Origin of the sequence: Lachnoanaerobaculum sp. Marseille-Q4761 (assembly GCF_017565785.1) — a bacterium.
Lineage (GTDB): Bacteria > Bacillota > Clostridia > Lachnospirales > Lachnospiraceae > Lachnoanaerobaculum.
The window spans coordinates 653588-673649 of record NZ_JAGEKB010000002.1; the positions used below are offsets into that span (position 1 = coordinate 653588).

A 20062-nucleotide genomic window follows, 5' to 3' on the forward strand; every position below is an offset into this window, starting at 1 on the left:
TATTGCATGCTTTTTGCAATTTTTATTTTTTTCAAAAAGTTTTTCTCATCAGTATTATACACAGTATTGCAGTAAAAATTTCCGCTGCAAAAAATGAGCTCCAAACGCCCTTTATTCCAAAAAATTTCGGTAAGATAAGTGCAAATATAATAATTGCGACTATACCTCTTGATACCGCTATAAGCGACGACTCTCTTCCACCGCCTGTAGCTGAATAAAATCCTGCCGTAATAATATTAAATGCGGCAGGTATAAATCCTATAAAAAAAATCCTGATTCCCGGAACAGCATAATCTGCCAATATCTCCGAATTTTCATTATTAAAAGCAGCTATGATATTCGGGGCAAAAGCCATTACGAGAGTCACTAAAACTCCTGCGATAATCATACCTGCCGAGAGTGAATACAGGTAAATTTTCTTCAAATCTTTTTTCTCACCTTTTCCGTAAGTTTCACTTGCCACCGGCTGTAAACCTTGTGAAACTCCGTTTAGCATTGCCACTCCGACCAAGTCGGAATTTGCTATAACTCCATATGCGGCAACCGCTATATTACCGACAAGTGATAGCAGAATAAAATTAAATACTATGGTTATTATTCCGTTTGATATCTCACCTACAAAAGCTACCAGCCCAAGGCTGCATGATAAAAGCAATCTTTTAAAAGAAGGAGGTGTGAAACAGAAGCGTATATTATTATTTTTTGACAAATAATGTACCATACAGATACACATACTTACAATCGGAGAAATACCTGTTGCAAGTGCTGCGCCTGCCATGCCCATTCCCACCGGAAACATAAGTATATAGTCAAGTATTATATTAAAAATACCGCTGCTAAGTGTTGCCGCCATGGCAATCCTAGGTGAATTATCATTTCTTACAAAAGCGGTAAATGTAAAATTAAGCATAAAAAATGGCGAAAAACAAAGAATAATCCTTACATATGTATGTGTAACCGCCTCTATAACTTCATCCGCACCCAAAATCCTAAGGACAACATCCGGTATAAAAATCCCAAGAAGTAAAAAGGGTAAGCTTAAAAACAAACTCCATATAAATGAATTTGAAAAAAATTTATCTGATGTTTTTTTATCTCCCAGTGCCTTAAGCAATGTATATTTTGTTGCGGAACCTATGCCTATCATTGCTCCTATGGCAAATGTTATAGCAAATATAGGTAATACCAGATTTAATCCGGTTATACCGTTTGCTCCTTCCGCCATTGATATAAAAACGGTATCCGCCAATACATAGCATGATGTGCCTGTAGTTGCCAGGATATTAGGCAGAATATATCCTCTAAGTTTTTTTTCAATCATAAAAGACTCTCCTGTCTTAATTATCGAATTATATCATAAATAATCTGTAAGCTCAATCAAAGCCAAACTTATTTTTACGCAAAAATAGCAGTCATAGACTGCTATTTTAATATATCAATGTTTTATTATACTAATTCAAGTAAAACTTCCATAGCCGCATCGCCCTTACGAAGACCGATTTTAACTATTCTTGTATAACCACCGTTACGATCAGCATACTTTGGACCGTACTCATCAAAAAGCTTCTTTGCAAGGTCAACAGACTTTATATTTTTCTTCTTGCCTGCCGCTTTTGCAGGTACCTCTGTAGGAACATATACTACAGCATTGATTTTACTTCTGGCATGAAGTCTTGAAGGTCTGTCCTTCTTGATCTCCTTCTCTACCTCATCATAAACAGTAACTTTCTTACCGTCTACAACCTCTTTTACTCTCTTACCGTTAGCATCTTTTCTTGCAACCTTTGCATTTACCTTTACAAGGTCGAAATTATCCTTCTCCTTAACAGCCAATGCTATAAGCGGCTCAACAATCTTTCTGATCTCTTTTGCTCTAGCCTCTGTTGTTACAATCTTTCCATGCTGTAAAAGTGCTGTAACCTGATTTCTCAATAATGCTTTTCTTTGACTTGATGTCTTTGAAAGTTTTCTATACTTTGCCATTTTTTACTCCTCCATTGGGAACATATATATGCAAACATTGGACTTACTATATATGTCTATTATTCTTTTTTATGCTTCTTCGCTTTCACGAAGTCGAAGTCCAAGCTCCTCGAGCTTTTGAAGAACTTCTTCTAATGATTTTCTACCCAGATTTCTGACCTTCATCATATCATCCGAGGTGCGTGAACACAATTCTTCAACTGTATTGATTCCTGCTCTCTTTAAGCAGTTATAGGATCTAACCGACAACTCAAGTTCATCTATATTCATCTCCAGAACTTTTTCCTTGTCATCCTCTTCTTTTTCTATCATTACATCAATAGTTTTAGCGTTATCAGATAAATCTATAAAAAGATTCAAATGCTCGCTCAAAACTTTAGCAGCTAAACTTACCGCTTCATCAGGTTCCAATGTACCGTTTGTAGTAACATCCAGTGTCAGCTTATCAAAATCTGTCATCTGACCTACACGGGTATTCTCTACAAGAAGATTTACTCTCTCTACAGGAGTATAGATAGAATCAATAGCTATCACACCTATCGGAGTATCCTCTCCCTTATTCTTATCAGAACTTACATAACCTCTACCATTTGTTATTGTAAGCTCCATATAGAACTTTCCTTCTGAAACAGTCGCAATAACCTGGTCTTTATTAATGATTTCTATACTTGGATCACATTGAATATCTTCTGCAGTGATAACTCCCTCACCATCAAAATCGATATAAGCAACCTTAGGTTCATCATCATTTGATGTGTTTCTGATTGCCAGGCTTTTTACATTCATTATGATCTCGGTCACATCTTCTTTTACTCCCGGTATAGAAGAAAATTCATGTAACACACCGTCAATCTTAACCTGACTGACAGCCGATCCTGGGAGGGATGAGAGCATGATTCTTCTTAGGGAATTACCTAAAGTTGTTCCATAACCTCTCTCCAGTGGTTCACATATGAATCTACCGAACTTCTTATCCTCGGAAATCTCTGCAATCTCAATATTGGGTTTTTCAAAATCAAACACGAATGTCCCTCCTTTTAGATAAACTATATCTGAAACTCACATACAGTGAGTCCCGGTTAATACTTCCATGCTATAAATATTTCTATTATTAGCAAATCAGCTGATACGATTATATGTATCAGCTGTTAAGATTCCTATTACTTAGAGTACAACTCAACGATAAGAAGTTCATCTACAGGAACATCAATTTCTTCTCTTGTAGGGAGGCTCTTTACAGTACCTTTTAAGTTTTCAAGATCTGCATCAATCCATGCCGGTACGATTCTTCCGGCTGTTGACTCTACAACTTCCTTATACCTTGCAGATGATCTTGCCTTTTCTTTAATCTCTATAACATCTCCTGCTTTTACAAGATAAGATGGAATATTTACACACTTACCATTTACCAAAACATGCTTGTGATCAACAATCTGTCTTGTTTCTTTTCTTGTTCTGCCAAGTCCCATACGGAAAACCACATTGTCAAGTCTTCTCTCTAAGAGAACCATAAGGTTTTCACCAACCTGACCTTTCATTCTCTCAGCCTTAGCATAATAGTTTCTGAACGGTTTCTCCAATACACCGTAAATGAACTTTGCTTTTTGCTTTTCTCTAAGCTGCAAACCATACTCACTGAGCTTACGGTTTGCTCTTTTTGTATCTCTATTAGATTTTTTATCTATTCCCAGAAAACCTGGCTCAAGACCAAGAGATCTGCATCTTTTAAGAACGGGAACTCTATTAATTGCCACTTTTAGTACCTCCTATTAGACTCTTCTGCGTTTTGGTGGACGACATCCATTATGTGGTACCGGAGTTACATCCTTGATACTTGTTACTTCTATTCCACATGCAGCCAACGCACGAATAGCTGCCTCTCTTCCTGAACCGGGTCCTTTTACCATAACATCTACATACTTAAGTCCATGTACTAAAGCTGCCTTTGCAGCAGTTTCTGCAGCCATAGATGCCGCATATGGAGTAGATTTCTTTGAACCTCTAAATCCTAGACCACCGGCACTTGCCCATGATATTGCATTACCCTGGGTATCAGTTAATGTAACAATTGTATTGTTAAATGATGACTGAATATGTGCCTGTCCGCGTTCAACGTTTTTCTTTACGCGCTTTTTTGTCACCTTCTTGGTGGACGCATTCTTTGCCATTAAACTAACCTACCTTTTTAAACTTTACTACGCTCCTGTTTTTAAAACATACAGCGAAAATTACTTTTCGAAAAAATAAACAGATTATGTTATCTATTATTTCTTCTTGTTTGCTACTGTCTTTCTCGGACCCTTACGAGTTCTTGCATTTGTCTTAGTTTTCTGTCCACGAACCGGAAGATTTTTTCTATGACGAATGCCACGATAACAACCTATTTCCTGTAATCTCTTGATATTCATAGCGATCTCTCTTCTAAGATCACCCTCTACCATTTGACTGTCAGAAATAACCTGTGCCAACTCTTTTACTTCATCGTCTGTAAGATCCTTTACTCTTGTATCAGGATTTACACCAGCTTCTTTCAAGATACGCTTTGAACTTGTAAGACCTATACCATAGATATATGTCAAACCAATTTCAACACGCTTTTCTCTTGGTAAATCAACGCCTGCTATACGAGCCATTTACCTACTTCCTCCTTATTCCTATGCAGATCAACCTTGTCTCTGCTTGTGCTTTGGGTTCTCACAAATTACTCTGATGGAACCTTTTCTTTTAATAATTTTGCATTTTTCGCAAATCGGTTTCACTGAAGATCTGACCTTCATTGTAACTCTCCTTTCATCGCTACTAATAAAGACGCCATAACATTATAGCATTAACCACTATAATATGCAAGGTCTTATTTTATTTATCACGCCAAATGATTCGTCCTTTTGTCAAATCATATGGAGATAATTCGATAGTAACTTTATCACCCGGCAAGATTCTTATATAATTCATTCTGAGCTTGCCGCTGATATGTGCCAATACCTGATGTCCGTTTTCAAGTTCTACCTGAAACATTGCATTAGGTAACTTCTCAACAACTGTTCCTTCAATCTCTATAACGTCTGATTTAGACATCTATTCCTCCAATTTTTTAAGAGATATTTTAACTTAGCATCGTTAAAGTTATCACCACTATTTTTTATATCAATAAATTCATCACATTTACCAAGCCTGCTGATATGCTTTTTATTTTTCTTTTTTGGCTTGTTGACAGTCTTTAGTCTTCCGTCTGCCAGATAAACAAAATCATTATCGCAGTCCAAAACCAAATAGTATTCTCCTCTGTCATGTCCCATTATTGATATTACAATATCGCCTATATTTATCATAATTTTCTTAAAGAAAGAATCTCAGGCTCACCTTCCGTTATTAAAATAGTATTTTCATAATGTGCCGCCAGCGAATTATCATCAGTAACCACTGTCCAGTCATCATCAAGCCATACCACTTCATCCCTTCCGGCTGTAATCATAGGCTCTATAGCAAGAGTCATTCCCGGCTGCAATTTTATTCCTTTTCTTTTAATATCAAAGTTTGGAACTTCCGGATCCTCATGAAGATGTGTACCGATACCATGTCCTACCAGATCTCTTACTACACCATAGCCCCTTTGTTTTGCATAATTTCCTATTGCTTTGCAAATATCATTTAAATGATTACCTGCAATTGCATACTTTATTCCCTCAAAAAAGCATTCTCTTGTTACTTTTACGAGTTCCTTTGCCTTTTCGCTTCCTTCGCCTATTATATGGGTTCTGGCAGCATCCGAATGATATCCTTTCCAGATAACACCCGCGTCTAGACTCACAACATCACCGTCTTTTAAAATTCTTTTCTTTGACGGAATACCATGCACAACCTCTTCATTTACAGACACACATATTGAAGCAGGATAGCCGTTATAGTTTAAAAATGAAGGAACACATCCGAAGGATCTGATTATTTCATCTCCGAGTTTGTTCACCTCATATGTGGTCATACCTGCATGTAATGCCTTTTCCAACTCTTCATGAGTCTTTGCCAGTATTATACCGGCTTCTCTCATCAATTGTATTTCTCTGTCAGACTTTATTGTTACTGCCATTTTCATCCTCACAATCTATTTCAAAACTGAAATGATATCTATGAATACCTCTTCCATATCCTTTGTTCCGTCTACACTTGCCAGTATTTTCTCATTTTTATAATAATCAATCAAAGGCTGTGTCTGATCATGATATATCTCAAGTCTTTTCTTTACTGTTTCCGGCTTATCATCATCTCTGATAACAAGCTCATTGCCGCAGGTATCACATACATCCTTTGCTTTCGGTGCCGAATATACTATATGATATGTAGCTCCGCAACTTAAGCATGCTCTTCTTCCGCTCATTCTTGTAATGATTGACTCATCCGGAACATCTATATTTACAGCATAATCTATCCTTTCACCGAGTTCTGACAATGCCTTTGTTAAAGACTGTGCCTGCGGGATGGTTCTTGGGAAACCGTCAAGTACAAATCCGTTCTTGCAGTCATCTTTATGTATCCTGTCAAGGAGCATTCCTATTGTAATATCATCAGGAACGAGCTCTCCTCTGTCCATATACTCTTTTGCCTTATTCCCAAGTTCTGTTTTTTCTTTTATATTTGCTCTGAATATATCACCTGTGGATATATGCGGTATATCATATTTTTTTGCAATTCTCTTCGCCTGTGTACCTTTGCCGGCACCCGGCGCACCTAACATAATAATCTTCATGGCGTATCTCCCCAATTTTCACTAGTAACCACGAAAAACCCCTGAAGAATATCCCCCAGTGGTTTTTCGTAAGATACTTAGTCTAATAAGAATCCTCTGTAATTTCTTACAAGCATTTGTGATTCAATTGCTTTTATTGTCTCTAAGACTACACCGACAATGATTATCAGGGATGTTCCGGTAAATGAAAGTCTACTGATATTGAACAATCCTGAAATTATTATAGGTATGATACAAACGATTATAAGTCCTGTTGCACCTATAATTATAATATAGCTTAAAATCTTTGAGAAATAATCGCTGGTCGGTTTACCCGGTCTGATTCCCGGAATAAATCCACCTGATTTTTTCATATTATTAGCTACCTCAAGCGGGTTAAAAGTAATTGATGTATAAAAATAAGCAAATAAGATAATCAAAATGATATAAACTATAAGTCCGATAGAATACTTCGGTGCTTCCGGTCTAAACCACATTGATGAATTCATATATGTCAATATCTCACCTATTATTGAGCCGTTGTTTATTTGCAAGAACTGACCAATAACTATAGGTGTTGAGAATAATGAAGAAGCGAAAATTACAGGAATAACACCTGCGGTATTTACTTTAAGCGGAATATGAGATGATGTTCCGCCTACACTTCTTCTACCCTGCATTTTTGACGAATACTGTACAGGTATCCTTCTTTCGGCATCCTGTAATATTATGGTAAATATAACCATCACTATTATAAAAGCTATTATAATAGCTGCAGCCACTACCATTCTGGCTACTGTCTGATTCTTTAAGAATCTTTCATAAAGATTGCTAAAGTCACTTGGTAATGACGAAAGAATATTTAAAAGAAGAACAATTGAAATACCGTTTCCAATACCCTTCTCTGTAATTCTTTCTCCAATCCACATTAAAAATGCACTACCTGCTGTCATCGTAACTACAGTTACAATTACACTCTTTAAACTATAATGAATTAAAAGATTTTGCTTTCCAAATCCTATTGCCATTGCTGAAGACTGTAGTAGGGCCAGTGCGATAGTCAAATATCTTGTATATTCAACTATCTTTTTTCTACCGTCTTCACCATCCTGCTGCAATTCCTCAAGTGCCGGAATCGCTATTGTTAAAAGCTGGATTATAATAGAACTTGTAATATATGGAGTGATGCTCAGTGCAAGCACACTCAAACTTTCAAATGAGCCACCGGTGATAGCATTGAAAAATCCAAATGCATCACCTGATTGCTTTGCAAAAAAATCTTTAAAAAAAGTTGTATTTACACCCGGTATAGGTAAGTTACTGCCGAAGCGAATAATTACCAGCATTATAAATGTGTACAGAAGTTTCTTTCGTACATCTTTTACTTTAAATGCATTTCGGAGTGTTGTGAGCATCAGATCACCTCACAAGTTCCGCCTGCGGCTTCAATCTTAGCTTTTGCACTCTCACTTACAGCAATATACTTGATGTTGAACTTCTTTGTAAGTGTGCCGTTTCCTAAGAGTTTAACTCCATCTCTTGTATTTTTGATAATCCCTGCTGCTACCAATGTATCAGGAGTAACATCACTACCGTCCTCAAGACGATCAAGAACAGATATATTTACAGCTACGATATCCTTAGAATTACGATTTGTAAATCCTCTCTTAGGGATACGTCTGTATAACGGCATCTGACCACCTTCAAATCCCGGTCTTGTTGCACCTGAACGAGCCTTCTGACCTTTATGACCTTTACCGGCAGTCTTTCCGTTACCTGAACCATGTCCACGGCCGCGTCTGAAATTATCACTATGCTTTGAGCCTAATGCAGGCTGTAAATTAGATAAATCCATAACTACACCTCCTTCTTTAGACTTCTTCAACTTTTACAAGATGTCTTACATGCCAAATCATGCCTCTTATAGCTGCATTGTCCGGCATCTCCACTGTCTTGTTTAATTTTCTTAAACCAAGCGCCTCTACAGTTGCTTTCTGCTTTGGAATAGCACCGATAGGGGATTTAACCAATGTAATTTTTAACTTTGCCATATTTCCCTCCTATTATGCTAATATTTCTTCTACTGACTTTCCACGGAGTTTTGCAATCTCCTCAGGAGTCTTAAGTGCTGCTAAACCTGCAAGTGTAGCAAGACATACATTTGTCTTATTATTAGAACCTAAAGATTTTGAACGAATATTCTTATATCCTGCAAGCTCTAATACCGCACGAGCCGGACCACCTGCGATGATACCTGTACCTTCAGGTGCTCTCTTTAAAAGCACACTCGCGCTTCCGAATTTTCCGGTGTAATCATGTGGTACACTGAAATTCTCATCTATTCTAACCTCAACTAATGCCTTAGTTGCAGCTTCTTTTCCCTTACGGATAGCCTCAGGTACCTCTCCTGCCTTTCCAAGACCGATACCGACATGACCATTTCCGTCACCTACAACAACAAGAGCAGAAAACTTCATTGTACGTCCACCCTTTACGGTTTTGGATACACGCTTGATATTTACGACTCTGTCATTTAACTCCAATTTGCTTGGATCGATGATTTGTCTCTTCATGTATGTTTCTCCTCCTATTAGAATTGTAATCCTGCTTCACGGGCAGCCTCTGCCAATGCAGCAATCTTACCTTGATAGATAAATCCGCCTCTATCAAATACAACCTTGTCTATACCCTTCTCAAGTGCTCTCTTTGCAATAAGAGTTCCAACATATGCTGCAGCATCTACATCATTTGTCTTTGAAAGCTCTGCTCTTGCACCCTTTTCAAGTGTTGATGCACTTACTACTGTATTTCCCACTGTGTCGTCAATAATCTGAGCGTACATATGGTTGTTGCTTCTAAATACAGCAAGGCGTGGTCTCTCAGTTGTTCCGCTGAGACGATTACGTAATCTATAATGCTTCTTAAGTCTAAGATCGCTTTTTGATTTTTTGCTAACCATTTACTTACCCTCCTATTATTTCTTACCGGTCTTACCGACTTTACGTCTGATAACTTCAGTAGAGTATTTGATACCCTTGCCCTTATATGGCTCAGGCTTTCTCTTGCTTCTTATTTCAGCAGCATACTGTCCGACTTTTTCCTTGTCGATACCCTGTATCTTTATGATGTTCTGTCCATCAAGAACAGATGTAACTCCCTCAGGATCTTCCATCTCTACCGGATGTGAATATCCAAGTGAAAGCACAAGTTTATTACCCTGCTTTGCTGCTCTGTAACCAACACCGTTTACTTCAAGTATCTTCTCATAGCCTGCGGTTACACCTACTACCATGTTGTTTATAAGAGTTCTTGTGAGACCATGTAATGCTTTATTTTTCTTTAAATCATTTGGTCTGGTTACTACAATGTCATCACCTTCCTGCTTAATAGTCATTTCTACAGGTAATGCTCTCTCAAGTGTACCCTTAGGACCTTTTACAGTCACATGATTATTTTCTGCAATTGTAACAGTTACTCCTGCCGGAATTGCGATAGGCATTCTTCCAATTCGTGACATGCCGTCTTCCTCCTTAAATTTATCGTGAGCTCTCAGCTCATGTTTTCAGGTTTTATATCTAATAGGCAGCCATCAAAGAAATATTTCTTTATGACTACTGCTATTAGAGTTGAAACTTAATTATATTTGTTGTATCCACTCGACATTAGCATACGTATATGTGCCGGGTGGCGTCCACTCGACATTAGCATACATATATGCGCCGGGTGGGTTCGACTCCACTAGCGCTCAAACTACGTTTTCGCTGAGTGTCGCGAACGACTTTCACACTAAGTTCACACTGCGTGTTCACTAAGTGTTCAATGTCTCGGGACGGGCTTTCGTACTAAATTCGCGCTACGCTTCGCTTGCGCTCATTAAGTACAGGGTGCCTACCAAACAAAAGCTAATACTTCTCCACCTACATTAAGCTTTCTTGCTTCTTTGTCTGTTATAACTCCATTATTTGTTGAAATAATAGCTGTTCCAAGACCGCCAAGCACTCTTGGAAGCTCTTCTCTGTTTGCATATATACGCAGACCCGGCTTTGAAATTCTCTTCAATCCACTTATTATTCTCTCGCTCTTGTTAGCTGTATACTTTAAGAATATTCTGATATCCTTGAAGTTACCATTGTCAACAAGTTCGTACTTCTCTACATAACCTTCTTCTACAAGTATGTTAGCTATTGCTATTTTCATCTTTGAGGAAGGAATATCAACTGAGTCATGTTTTGCAGTATTTGCATTTCTTATTCTGGTAAGCATATCTGCAATTGGATCGCTCATTGTCATGGAATTTTTTCCTCCTGTTTATTTTAAATGTATCTGATTACTACTTTTTACTTTGCTTTGGTTAAATATTTTGTAGCATCACTGCGTCCACTCGACATTAGCATACATGCATGTGCCGGGTGGCGTCCACTCGACTAAGTTCAAACTTCGCTTCGCTCGTTTTCACTAAGGCTCGGGACGGGCTTTCACACTAAACTCACGCTTCGCTTTGCTTGCGTTCGTTAAGTGTTCAATGCCTACCAGCTTGCTTTCTTAACTCCTGGAATTTGACCTTTATAAGCCAACTCACGGAAGCAAATTCTACAGATACCATACTTTTTAAGATAAGCATGTGGACGACCACAGATTTTGCATCTGCTATATTCTCTTGTAGAGAATTTTGCCGGTCTGGCCTGCTTAATCTTCATTGAAGTCTTTGCCATGAAATCTTCCTCCTAAATTATTTGAAAAATGGCATATTGAATAATGTCAAAAGTTCTCTAGCTTCTTCATCTGTGTTTGCTGTAGTAACGAATATAACATCCATACCACGCACCTTATCAATCTTATCATACTCTATCTCAGGGAAGATAAGCTGTTCCTTAACTCCAAGAGCATAATTTCCTCTACCGTCAAATGCATTAGGATTTACACCTCTAAAGTCACGCACTCTTGGAAGAGCAAGATTTATAAGTCTGTCAGCAAACTCATACATCTTTGAACCACGAAGAGTTACCTTACAACCTATAGGCATACCCTCTCTAAGTTTAAAGTTAGCAACTGATTTCTTTGCCTTTGTAACTACCGCCTTTTGTCCGGAGATAATTTCAAGATCTCTAACTGCAGCATCTAATACTTTTGCATTATCTTTTGCTTCACCGACAGCCATGTTGATAACGATCTTATCAAGCTTCGGTACCTGCATAGGATTCTTATAGCCAAACTTCTCAATCATCTTTGCAACGATTTCGTTCTCATATGTTTCCCTTAATCTTGTCATGTTTTCCTCCTTTCCAATTATTCGATAGCCTTGCCGGTCTTCTTAGCTACACGAACTTTTTTGCCGTCTTTTACTTCAAAACCGACTCTTGTAGCCTTACCATCAACAACTAGCATTACATTTGATATATCAATAGTTCCCTCTGTATTTACGATTCCACCGTTTTGGTTAGCCATACTTGGTTTTGTATGCTTTGTAATCATATTACAGCCTTCAACTACTACTCTGTTCTTCTTAGTATCAACCTTTAATACTTTACCTGTCTTGCCTTTATCTTTGCCGGATATGATCTTAACCATATCGTCTCTTTTGATTTTATGCACGCTAGACCTCCTTATAATACTTCAGGTGCGAGAGATACAATCTTCATGAAATGCTTCTCACGAAGTTCTCTTGCAACCGGTCCAAAGATACGAGTACCTCTTGGAGTCTTGTCATCCTTGATTATAACTGCTGCGTTTTCATCGAATCTGATGTATGAACCGTCTTTACGGCGTGTGCTATTGACTGATCTTACTACAACAGCCTTAACAACATCACCTTTCTTTACAACACCGCCTGGTGTTGCATCTTTAACGGTAGCGACGATTATATCGCCGATATGAGCATATCTTCTAGTTGAACCACCCATAACACGAATTGTAAGCAATTCCTTTGCTCCGGTGTTATCGGCTACCTTCAATCTTGTTTCCTGCTGAATCATGCCGGATACTCCTTCCTACCTAAATTATTTTGCCTTCTCAATTATCTGTACAAGTCTCCATCTCTTATCTTTTGAAAGAGGTCTTGTTTCCATAATCTTTACAGTATCGCCAATGTTACATTCATTCTTTTCATCATGTGCCTTGAACTTAACAGTCTTCTTTACAATCTTGCCATAAAGTGGATGCTTTACATGGTCTTCGATTGCAACAGTGATTGTCTTATCCATCTTATCGCTAACAACCTTGCCGATACGGGTTTTTCTAAGATTTCTCTCCACGGTTTATCTCCTTTATCTTTATGCCAATTTTGCATTCTCAGTGATAACTGTCTGAATTCTGGCAATGTTTCTACGAACTTCCTTAATTCTTGAAGTGTTATCCAACTGGCTGGTTGCATTTTGGAATCTAAGGTTGAAAAGTTCCTTCTTTGCGGAAACCAATTCCTCATTTAACTGTTCTAAGCTTTTTGACTTTAATTCGTTTACATAATTCTTAGTTTTCACTTGCTTCACCGCCTTCCAAATCAGCCTTTGAAACTATCTTACATCTGCAAGGAAGCTTATGCATTGCAAGACGAAGAGCCTCTCTGGCAACCTCTTCAGGTACGCCTGCGATCTCAAATAATACACGACCGGGCTTTACAACAGCTACCCAATATTCTGTAGATCCCTTACCTGAACCCATTCGAGTCTCAGCAGGTTTTGCTGTAACAGGCTTATCAGGGAAAATCTTTATCCAAACTTTACCGCCACGCTTGATATAACGAGTCATAGCAACTCTGGCAGCCTCTATCTGGTTTGACTTTATCCAACAAGGATCAAGGGATACTAAACCATACTCACCATAAGTGATCTTATTGCCTCTTAAGGCCTTTCCGGCCATAGAACCTCTAAACTGTTTTCTACGCTTTACTCTCTTAGGCATTAACATATTATTTTACGCTCCCTTCCTGTGTTTTTCTTTGAGGAAGCACCTCACCGGTATATATCCAAACCTTAACACCAACTTTACCGTATGTTGTGTTTGCCTCAGCAAAACCATACTGAATGTCAGCTCTTAATGTCTGAAGAGGAATTGTACCCTCTGAATAGAACTCTGTACGAGCCATGTCGGCACCGCCAAGACGTCCTGAGCAGCTTGCCTTAATACCAAGTACTCCTGCCTTCATACTTCTTGACATTGTTGACTTCATTGCTCTACGGAATGAAATACGGTTCTCAAGCTGTGTAGCGATACTTTCAGCTACAAGTTGAGCATCTCTGTCCGGTCTCTTGATTTCTTTGATATCAATGAATACTTTCTTATCTGTAAACTTTGATACTTCCTTCTTTAATTTCTCAACTTCAGCACCCTGCTTTCCGATAACAACACCCGGTCTTGCAGTATGAAGTATTATTCTAACTCTGTCTGAAGCACGCTCTATTTCAATATCTGATACGCTTGCTGAATAAAGTTTGTTCTTTAGGAACTTTCTGATATTGTAGTCTTCTACTAAACAATCAGCGAAATCCTTATCAGCGTACCATCTGGAGCTCCAGTCTTTTATAACACCGACTCTAAGTCCATGTGGATTAACTTTCTGTCCCATCTTCGCGTCTCCTCCTATCTTTCATCTAAGACCACTGTGATATGGCTCATTCTCTTCTCGATACGATAAGCTCTACCCTGTGCTCTTGGCTTAATTCTCTTCATTATAGGGCCGTCACTTGCATAACATTCTGCAATATATAATTTAGATGGATCTAAATTATTATTGTTCTCAGCATTAGCAACTGCCGACTCTACCAATTTCTTGATAACACTTGACGCATATCTTGGGCTATACATAAGAATACCCAAAGCCTCATCAACATTCTTTCCTCTGATCGCATCAAGCACGAAACATGCTTTTTGAACAGGTACTCTGGCATATGAGAGCTTAGCTGATGGTCTGGTGTCCTTAACTGCATTTCTTTCTCTTTTAATCTGGGATCTATGTCCTTTTGCCATTTAAAAAACCTCCTTTCAACCCTCTCTTATCTTGAAGCTTTCTTATCGTCAGCTTTATGTCCTTTATAAGTTCTTGTAGCAACGAACTCACCAAGCTTATGTCCTACCATATCCTCGGTAATATATACCGGAACATGCTTTCTTCCGTCATGAACAGCAATAGTATGGCCTACCATCTGTGGGAAGATTGTAGAACGGCGTGACCATGTTTTAATAACACTCTTGTCGCCGGCCTTGTTCATTGCATCAACTTTCTTTAATAAACTTGCATCTGCAAATGGTCCTTTTTTAAGTGAACGTGACATTTATCTTTCCTCCTTTATTAGTTAGTGGCCTTACCATCTCTTCTTCTTATAATTAACTTATTAGACTGTTTCTTCTTGTTTCTAGTCTTAAGACCAAGAGCCGGCTTGCCCCAAGGAGTAGATGGACCCGGACGACCGATTCCGGTTTTACCTTCACCACCACCGTGTGGATGGTCATTAGGGTTCATAACGGAACCACGAACTGTAGGTCTTATACCCATGTGACGCTTTCTTCCCGCCTTACCAAGCTTAACAAGTGAATGCTCACCATTTCCCACTACGCCGATTGTAGCTCTGCAAATGATAGGTACCATTCTCATCTCACCTGATGGAAGACGAAGAGTTGCATACTTTCCTTCTTTAGCCATAAGCTGTGCAACATTACCCGCTGAACGAACAAGCTGTCCGCCCTTACCCGGATAAAGCTCTATATTATGAATCTGCGCACCTACAGGAATCTCTGCAAGCGGTAAGCAGTTTCCTACTCTTGCCTCTGCACCTGATCCGCTTACGATTGTTGTTCCAACCTGAAGTCCTTCAGGAGCAAGTATATAAGCCTTTGCACCGTCAACATATGATATAAGTGCAATATTGGCTGTTCTGTTCGGATCATACTCTATAGCAACAACCTTAGCAGGAACTCCGTCTTTAGAGTTTCTCTTAAAGTCGATGATTCTGTACTTTCTCTTTGCACCGCCACCACGATGTCTTACTGTTATCTTACCTTGATTGTTTCTTCCTGAATTCTTCTTTATTGGTGCCAATAATGACTTCTCAGGAGTGCTCTTTGTGATTACACTAAAGTCCAAACCTGTCATATTTCTTCTGGACGGTGTATATGGACTATATTTCTTTATTCCCATTTTTGTCTCCTTCTTGTGCTACGCACTTTATCACGGCAGGATGCCGTATAATATATCCCGATTCACTTCGGGAAAGCAACATCCGTTGCTTATAAGCCCTGGAACAACTCGATTTCTTTGCTATCCTCTGTAAGCCATACAATAGCCTTCTTAACTTTTGCAGTCTTACCGATTGTCATTCCTCTTCTCTTTGTCTTTCCATCCTGGTTCATAGTATTTACTTTTGAAACCTTAACGCCGTCAAACATCTTCTCAACAGCTTCTTTAATCATTGTCTTGTTTGAATCCGGATGCACAAGGAAAGTATATTTCTTATCAGTCATGCCAAGCATGCTTTTTTCTGTAATAACCGGCTTAAGTATTACATCATAGTATTGAATATTTGCCATTACGCATATACCTCCTCTATAGTTTTAACAGCGTCCTTTGAAGCTATTACCGTATTGTACTTTAAGATATCATATACATTGATAGTCTTAGGTGAAGCAGCCTTAACACCATATATATTTCTTACAGAAAGTACAGTGTTCTTCTCATTCTCAGCACATACAACAAGCGCCTTCTTAACATTTAAGTTATTCAAAGTCTGCTGCATCTTCTTTGTCTTGATCTCTGACATTGCGAAATCATCAACAACGATGAACTTGTTCTCAAGAACTCTGCTTGTAAGAGCACTCTTAAGAGCAATTCTCTTCTCTTTTTTATTTAAATTGATTGTATAGTCTCTTGGAGTAGGTGCAAATACAACACCGCCACCCTTCCACTGTGGTGATCTGGTTGAACCCTGACGCGCATGTCCTGTACCTTTTTGCTTCCAAGGCTTTCTTCCACCGCCACTAACTTCGGAACGGGTCTTTGCCTTTTGTGTTCCCTGACGCTTGTTTGCCAACTGTGCAACAACTGCCATATGAACTAAATGCTCGTTAACATTAACTCCGAACACAGCATCGTTTAATTCTATACTACCTACTTCTTTTCCTTCAATATTGAATACTGATATATTAGCCATTTGTGTTCCTCCTTTCTGTTAGTTATTTTTTCTTAACAGTCTCTTTTAATGTTATTAAAGCTTTCTTTGAACCCGGCATTGAACCCTTTACAAGGATAAGATTCTTGTCAGCATCAACTCTTACGATCTCAAGATTCTGTGTGGTCACTCTCTTAGCACCCATATGTCCGGGCATTCCTTTGCCCTTAAATACATGGCTCGGATCTGAAGATGAACCGTTTGAACCCTGATGACGATGGAACTTTGAACCATGGCTCATAGGTCCTCTTGACTGTCCATGACGCTTGATAGCACCCTGAAAACCTTTACCCTTTGAGATAGCTGTTGCATCAATCTTATCACCTGCAGCAAATATGTCAGCTTTGATTTCAGCCTTTGGAGCATACTCGGATGCATTCTCAAATTTAAACTCTCTGATGAATCTTCCTGCTGTGAAGATTTCTCTCTTCTTATCGCCGTTTTCTACTACAACTTTTTCAATTCCGGCCTTAGCAAGATGTCCTGCCTTAGCCTTGTTAACCAATTTTGTACGGATCTGTCCATATGCAACCTGAACTGAATTATATCCGTCATTCTCCTCTGTCTTAACCTGTGTAACAACACATGGTCCTGCAAGAAGAACTGTTACAGGTATTAACACACCGTTCTCATCGAAAATCTGTGTCATACCGACTTTTCTAGCAAGTATTGCCTTCTTCATTAATATACCTCCTGATTTAATCTACAGCGGAGCACTCTCATGCTCATCCTAGAGCAGGATTAACGCCATTTAGCGGATTATCTACTCTTCATTTTGATGTCTATATTTACACCTGCAGGCATTTCCAATCTGGAAAGTGCATCAACAGTCTTCTGTGATGGTGCAATGACATCAATCAGTCTCTTGTGAGTTCTCTGCTCGAACTGCTCACGAGAGTCTTTGTACTTATGTACAGCTCTAAGGATAGTAACCACTTCCTTCTTTGTTGGTAGTGGAACAGGTCCTGAAACAGCTGCTCCTGTCTTCTTTACAGTATCAACAATTCTTGCAGCACAGCTGTCAACCAATTGATGATCATAAGCTTTTAATGTGATTCTCATTACCTGATTTGCCATAAAAAAAGCCGCCTCCTTTTCAATCTTATAAAAGAAATTGACAAGCGGTGACTGTACACTCTTCCGTGCGTGTCATAAAAATAAACCCACGAAATTACTCAATATGAGATGCTGTTTGTACAGTGACTTGTCGCCAGTTTTTGCAACATGACCTTCGCTCCACATAAAACCCGATAAACGGCAACCTATGCTTCATAGCTATCAATGTCACAGCCATACTAGGATATCATATTAAAAAAACGAATGCAAGCACTTTTTTAAAAAATTTTAAACTATTTCAAGCTATTTCAAGCTCTGTTTATACTGCTCCAAAAACTTTAAAATAACAAATGCCATAAAGCTGTTTATCGGCAGTAATACAATGTTTTTGATTGCTCTCATAGGCAGAATTGCAAAAAAAGCTTTTCCATATAATATGTTTAGCCAAAGTGTTCCAAGTAAAATATTACAAATAAAACTTACCAGTATTTCAGCTATCAAAATTCTTTTTATTGAAACAGGCTTCTTATATAAAATGCTTCCATACATAATACCTGCAATAATTGCATTAAATGTAAATCCCGGAAAGAAAGGTCCTGTCGGCTTGAGCATATATTTTACAATATCCGTAATTGCTCCGAATATACTTCCTACTATAGGTCCAAACAAAAAACCTATACCCACAGTAGTCAGTGAAGAAAACCCGATCTTTAAAAAATTACCGATCGGAACGGTGAAAGCTCCGAGTATAATTGAAAGTGCAACAAACATTGCCACCGTCGTAATTGTTTTTACTTTTTTCAACTCATTATATGAGAACAAAAATATCTCCTTAATATTTATCATCTTTATAACCTACTTTCTATTGCAACCGCTCTCTATGGCAGCCTCTTCTACAGCCCTTGCTACCGCTTTTGCTATATTTTTATCAAGTGCGGAAGGTATTATATTTTCAGGATTCAAATCCTCCGATTTTATATACTCTGCAATTGCCCTTGCCGCAGCCTTTTTCATAGTATAATTTATATCCCTTGCATGTGCATCCAATGCTCCCCTGAATATCCCCGGGAAGGCAAGTACATTATTTATCTGATTAGGTCTGTCACTTCTGCCTGTACCCATTACAGCCACTCCCGCTTCAACAGCATCATCATAGGGTATTTCAGGATTCGGATTTGCCATAGCAAAGACTATCGGCTTATCCGCCATAGTCTTTATCATATCCTTTGTCAGTATATTTGCTACAGATACTCCTATAAATACATCAGCTCCTACAAGCGCATCGGCAAGGTTTCCTCTCATATCATTAAGGTTTGTTACAGTGCAAAGCCATTTTTTATGATCCTTTATCCCCTCAGCCCTCTCCTTGTATAAAATTCCGTATTCATCACAGGCTGTTATATCTTTTACTCCCGATTCCAAAAGCATCTTTATAATAGCCGTACCTGCACTACCCGGTCCGTTAAGCACCACCTTTATCTCATCCATCTTCTTATCTACAAGTTTAAGTGCATTGATAAGTGCCGCCGTAACCACTATTGCAGTACCATGTTGATCGTCATGAAATATAGGTATCTCAAGTTCTTTTTCAAGCCTCTCTTCTATTTCAAAGCATTTCGGTGAAGCTATATCCTCAAGATTTATTCCTCCAAAACATGGTGCGATATTTTTTACAGTCTTTATGATTTCCTCCGTATCCTTAGTATCAAGACATACAGGAAATGCATCCACATCGCCAAACTCCTTAAAAAGTATTGCCTTACCCTCCATTACAGGCATTGCAGCCTTGGCTCCGATATCTCCAAGTCCCAGCACCGCTGTACCGTCCGATACTACCGCTACCAGATTTTTCTTGGCTGTATACTTCCACACATTTTCCGGATTACTTGCTATCTCTTTACAGGGAGCTGCCACTCCCGGTGTATATGCGGTACTCAAATCATCTCTTGAATTTATTTTTATTTTGCTTACAACAGAAACCTTTCCGCCATTTGCCTCATGCAATTTTAAAGCTTCTTTACTATAATCCATATTAGTCTCCATTCCGCCGCATCTTAAATGCGACATCAACAGTATTGAAATTATCTCTCACACTGTATTCTTTAAACTCATAAAATTCTTTGATGTATTCTAGCATAAAAAAAAA

At 38.6% G+C, this 20062-nt stretch carries 35 protein-coding genes; all 35 read right to left on the reverse strand.

Annotation, left to right across the window (positions count from 1 at the left end):
• Nucleotides 1-31: 31 nt before the first annotated feature.
• The 35 genes from J4O15_RS10230 to J4O15_RS10400 all read right to left on the reverse strand — a co-directional run bounded on the left by J4O15_RS10230 (nucleotide 32) and on the right by J4O15_RS10400 (nucleotide 19947).
• Nucleotides 32-1321, reverse strand: a complete 1290-nt coding sequence (locus J4O15_RS10230; protein ID WP_208100692.1) for an MATE family efflux transporter — start codon at nucleotides 1319-1321, stop codon at nucleotides 32-34.
• A 125-nt stretch (nucleotides 1322-1446) separates the two neighbouring features.
• Nucleotides 1447-1983, reverse strand: a complete 537-nt coding sequence (locus J4O15_RS10235; RefSeq protein WP_208100693.1) for a bL17 family ribosomal protein — start codon at nucleotides 1981-1983, stop codon at nucleotides 1447-1449.
• A 69-nt stretch (nucleotides 1984-2052) separates the two neighbouring features.
• Complete coding sequence (locus tag J4O15_RS10240) at nucleotides 2053-3006, reverse strand: DNA-directed RNA polymerase subunit alpha (RefSeq protein ID WP_009220735.1); 954 nt, start codon at nucleotides 3004-3006, stop codon at nucleotides 2053-2055.
• A 137-nt stretch (nucleotides 3007-3143) separates the two neighbouring features.
• The gene (gene rpsD, locus J4O15_RS10245) at nucleotides 3144-3737 is read right to left on the reverse strand and encodes a 30S ribosomal protein S4 (protein WP_009220734.1); all 594 of its coding nucleotides are present in this window, start codon (nucleotides 3735-3737) and stop codon (nucleotides 3144-3146) included.
• 15 nt (nucleotides 3738-3752) lie between these two features.
• Nucleotides 3753-4151: a 30S ribosomal protein S11 gene (rpsK, locus tag J4O15_RS10250; protein ID WP_007593313.1), complete on the reverse strand. Its 399-nt coding sequence runs from the start codon at nucleotides 4149-4151 to the stop codon at nucleotides 3753-3755.
• 96 nt (nucleotides 4152-4247) lie between these two features.
• Nucleotides 4248-4616: a 30S ribosomal protein S13 gene (gene rpsM / locus J4O15_RS10255; RefSeq protein WP_009220733.1), complete on the reverse strand. Its 369-nt coding sequence runs from the start codon at nucleotides 4614-4616 to the stop codon at nucleotides 4248-4250.
• Nucleotides 4617-4646: 30 nt separating this feature from the next.
• On the reverse strand, nucleotides 4647-4760 hold the full coding sequence (gene rpmJ, locus J4O15_RS10260) for a 50S ribosomal protein L36 (protein WP_003497809.1): 114 nt from the start codon (nucleotides 4758-4760) through the stop codon (nucleotides 4647-4649).
• A gap of 79 nt (nucleotides 4761-4839) precedes the next feature.
• Entirely contained in the window at nucleotides 4840-5058 is a 219-nt protein-coding gene (gene infA, locus J4O15_RS10265) for a translation initiation factor IF-1 (protein WP_007593317.1), read from the reverse strand.
• On the reverse strand, nucleotides 5037-5312 hold the full coding sequence (locus J4O15_RS10270) for a hypothetical protein (protein ID WP_009220732.1): 276 nt from the start codon (nucleotides 5310-5312) through the stop codon (nucleotides 5037-5039). Before J4O15_RS10270 ends, infA begins: the two co-directional genes overlap by 22 nt.
• On the reverse strand, nucleotides 5309-6067 hold the full coding sequence (map, locus tag J4O15_RS10275) for a type I methionyl aminopeptidase (RefSeq protein ID WP_009220731.1): 759 nt from the start codon (nucleotides 6065-6067) through the stop codon (nucleotides 5309-5311). The genes J4O15_RS10270 and map overlap by 4 nt, the downstream gene beginning before the upstream one ends.
• 15 nt (nucleotides 6068-6082) lie before the next feature.
• On the reverse strand, nucleotides 6083-6724 hold the full coding sequence (locus J4O15_RS10280) for an adenylate kinase (protein ID WP_208100694.1): 642 nt from the start codon (nucleotides 6722-6724) through the stop codon (nucleotides 6083-6085).
• Between the two features lie 77 nt (nucleotides 6725-6801).
• The gene (gene secY, locus J4O15_RS10285; RefSeq protein ID WP_009220729.1) at nucleotides 6802-8118 is read right to left on the reverse strand and encodes a preprotein translocase subunit SecY; all 1317 of its coding nucleotides are present in this window, start codon (nucleotides 8116-8118) and stop codon (nucleotides 6802-6804) included.
• Nucleotides 8118-8558 (reverse strand): 50S ribosomal protein L15, encoded by a 441-nt coding sequence (gene rplO / locus J4O15_RS10290; protein ID WP_009220728.1) that lies wholly within the window; start codon nucleotides 8556-8558, stop codon nucleotides 8118-8120. Before rplO ends, secY begins: the two co-directional genes overlap by 1 nt.
• A gap of 16 nt (nucleotides 8559-8574) precedes the next feature.
• Entirely contained in the window at nucleotides 8575-8754 is a 180-nt protein-coding gene (rpmD, locus tag J4O15_RS10295; protein WP_009220727.1) for a 50S ribosomal protein L30, read from the reverse strand.
• Between the two features lie 12 nt (nucleotides 8755-8766).
• On the reverse strand, nucleotides 8767-9276 hold the full coding sequence (gene rpsE / locus J4O15_RS10300; RefSeq protein ID WP_009220726.1) for a 30S ribosomal protein S5: 510 nt from the start codon (nucleotides 9274-9276) through the stop codon (nucleotides 8767-8769).
• Nucleotides 9277-9293: 17 nt separating this feature from the next.
• Nucleotides 9294-9662 (reverse strand): 50S ribosomal protein L18, encoded by a 369-nt coding sequence (gene rplR / locus J4O15_RS10305; protein ID WP_009220725.1) that lies wholly within the window; start codon nucleotides 9660-9662, stop codon nucleotides 9294-9296.
• 15 nt (nucleotides 9663-9677) lie between these two features.
• Nucleotides 9678-10220: a 50S ribosomal protein L6 gene (gene rplF / locus J4O15_RS10310; protein WP_009220724.1), complete on the reverse strand. Its 543-nt coding sequence runs from the start codon at nucleotides 10218-10220 to the stop codon at nucleotides 9678-9680.
• Between the two features lie 371 nt (nucleotides 10221-10591).
• Entirely contained in the window at nucleotides 10592-10993 is a 402-nt protein-coding gene (gene rpsH / locus J4O15_RS10315; protein ID WP_009220723.1) for a 30S ribosomal protein S8, read from the reverse strand.
• A 236-nt stretch (nucleotides 10994-11229) separates the two neighbouring features.
• Complete coding sequence (locus J4O15_RS10320; RefSeq protein ID WP_007593336.1) at nucleotides 11230-11415, reverse strand: type Z 30S ribosomal protein S14; 186 nt, start codon at nucleotides 11413-11415, stop codon at nucleotides 11230-11232.
• A gap of 17 nt (nucleotides 11416-11432) precedes the next feature.
• Entirely contained in the window at nucleotides 11433-11972 is a 540-nt protein-coding gene (gene rplE / locus J4O15_RS10325) for a 50S ribosomal protein L5 (RefSeq protein WP_007593338.1), read from the reverse strand.
• Between the two features lie 17 nt (nucleotides 11973-11989).
• The gene (rplX, locus tag J4O15_RS10330) at nucleotides 11990-12295 is read right to left on the reverse strand and encodes a 50S ribosomal protein L24 (RefSeq protein WP_208100695.1); all 306 of its coding nucleotides are present in this window, start codon (nucleotides 12293-12295) and stop codon (nucleotides 11990-11992) included.
• An 11-nt stretch (nucleotides 12296-12306) separates the two neighbouring features.
• Nucleotides 12307-12675 (reverse strand): 50S ribosomal protein L14, encoded by a 369-nt coding sequence (gene rplN / locus J4O15_RS10335; protein WP_007593340.1) that lies wholly within the window; start codon nucleotides 12673-12675, stop codon nucleotides 12307-12309.
• 24 nt (nucleotides 12676-12699) lie between these two features.
• Nucleotides 12700-12954: a 30S ribosomal protein S17 gene (gene rpsQ / locus J4O15_RS10340; RefSeq protein WP_007593341.1), complete on the reverse strand. Its 255-nt coding sequence runs from the start codon at nucleotides 12952-12954 to the stop codon at nucleotides 12700-12702.
• A gap of 18 nt (nucleotides 12955-12972) precedes the next feature.
• Complete coding sequence (rpmC, locus tag J4O15_RS10345) at nucleotides 12973-13179, reverse strand: 50S ribosomal protein L29 (RefSeq protein ID WP_007593349.1); 207 nt, start codon at nucleotides 13177-13179, stop codon at nucleotides 12973-12975.
• Nucleotides 13169-13606, reverse strand: coding sequence for a 50S ribosomal protein L16 (gene rplP / locus J4O15_RS10350; protein WP_007593351.1), 438 nt, complete (start codon nucleotides 13604-13606; stop codon nucleotides 13169-13171). The genes rpmC and rplP overlap by 11 nt, the downstream gene beginning before the upstream one ends.
• 1 nt (nucleotide 13607) lies before the next feature.
• The gene (rpsC, locus tag J4O15_RS10355) at nucleotides 13608-14264 is read right to left on the reverse strand and encodes a 30S ribosomal protein S3 (RefSeq protein WP_009220720.1); all 657 of its coding nucleotides are present in this window, start codon (nucleotides 14262-14264) and stop codon (nucleotides 13608-13610) included.
• Nucleotides 14265-14278: 14 nt separating this feature from the next.
• The gene (gene rplV, locus J4O15_RS10360; RefSeq protein WP_009220719.1) at nucleotides 14279-14665 is read right to left on the reverse strand and encodes a 50S ribosomal protein L22; all 387 of its coding nucleotides are present in this window, start codon (nucleotides 14663-14665) and stop codon (nucleotides 14279-14281) included.
• 26 nt (nucleotides 14666-14691) lie between these two features.
• The gene (rpsS, locus tag J4O15_RS10365; protein WP_009220718.1) at nucleotides 14692-14970 is read right to left on the reverse strand and encodes a 30S ribosomal protein S19; all 279 of its coding nucleotides are present in this window, start codon (nucleotides 14968-14970) and stop codon (nucleotides 14692-14694) included.
• A 17-nt stretch (nucleotides 14971-14987) separates the two neighbouring features.
• Nucleotides 14988-15833 (reverse strand): 50S ribosomal protein L2, encoded by an 846-nt coding sequence (gene rplB / locus J4O15_RS10370; RefSeq protein WP_009220717.1) that lies wholly within the window; start codon nucleotides 15831-15833, stop codon nucleotides 14988-14990.
• 89 nt (nucleotides 15834-15922) lie between these two features.
• Complete coding sequence (gene rplW, locus J4O15_RS10375) at nucleotides 15923-16222, reverse strand: 50S ribosomal protein L23 (RefSeq protein WP_009220716.1); 300 nt, start codon at nucleotides 16220-16222, stop codon at nucleotides 15923-15925.
• Nucleotides 16222-16842, reverse strand: coding sequence for a 50S ribosomal protein L4 (gene rplD / locus J4O15_RS10380; RefSeq protein ID WP_208100696.1), 621 nt, complete (start codon nucleotides 16840-16842; stop codon nucleotides 16222-16224). The genes rplW and rplD overlap by 1 nt, the downstream gene beginning before the upstream one ends.
• 22 nt (nucleotides 16843-16864) lie before the next feature.
• Complete coding sequence (gene rplC / locus J4O15_RS10385; protein ID WP_009220715.1) at nucleotides 16865-17542, reverse strand: 50S ribosomal protein L3; 678 nt, start codon at nucleotides 17540-17542, stop codon at nucleotides 16865-16867.
• Between the two features lie 77 nt (nucleotides 17543-17619).
• Nucleotides 17620-17937: a 30S ribosomal protein S10 gene (gene rpsJ, locus J4O15_RS10390; protein ID WP_007593367.1), complete on the reverse strand. Its 318-nt coding sequence runs from the start codon at nucleotides 17935-17937 to the stop codon at nucleotides 17620-17622.
• A gap of 282 nt (nucleotides 17938-18219) precedes the next feature.
• A complete protein-coding gene (locus J4O15_RS10395) occupies nucleotides 18220-18762 on the reverse strand; it encodes a folate family ECF transporter S component (protein ID WP_208100697.1) in 543 nt (180 codons plus the stop codon).
• A gap of 9 nt (nucleotides 18763-18771) precedes the next feature.
• Nucleotides 18772-19947, reverse strand: a complete 1176-nt coding sequence (locus J4O15_RS10400) for an NAD(P)-dependent malic enzyme (RefSeq protein WP_208100698.1) — start codon at nucleotides 19945-19947, stop codon at nucleotides 18772-18774.
• Nucleotides 19948-20062: the final 115 nt, after the last annotated feature.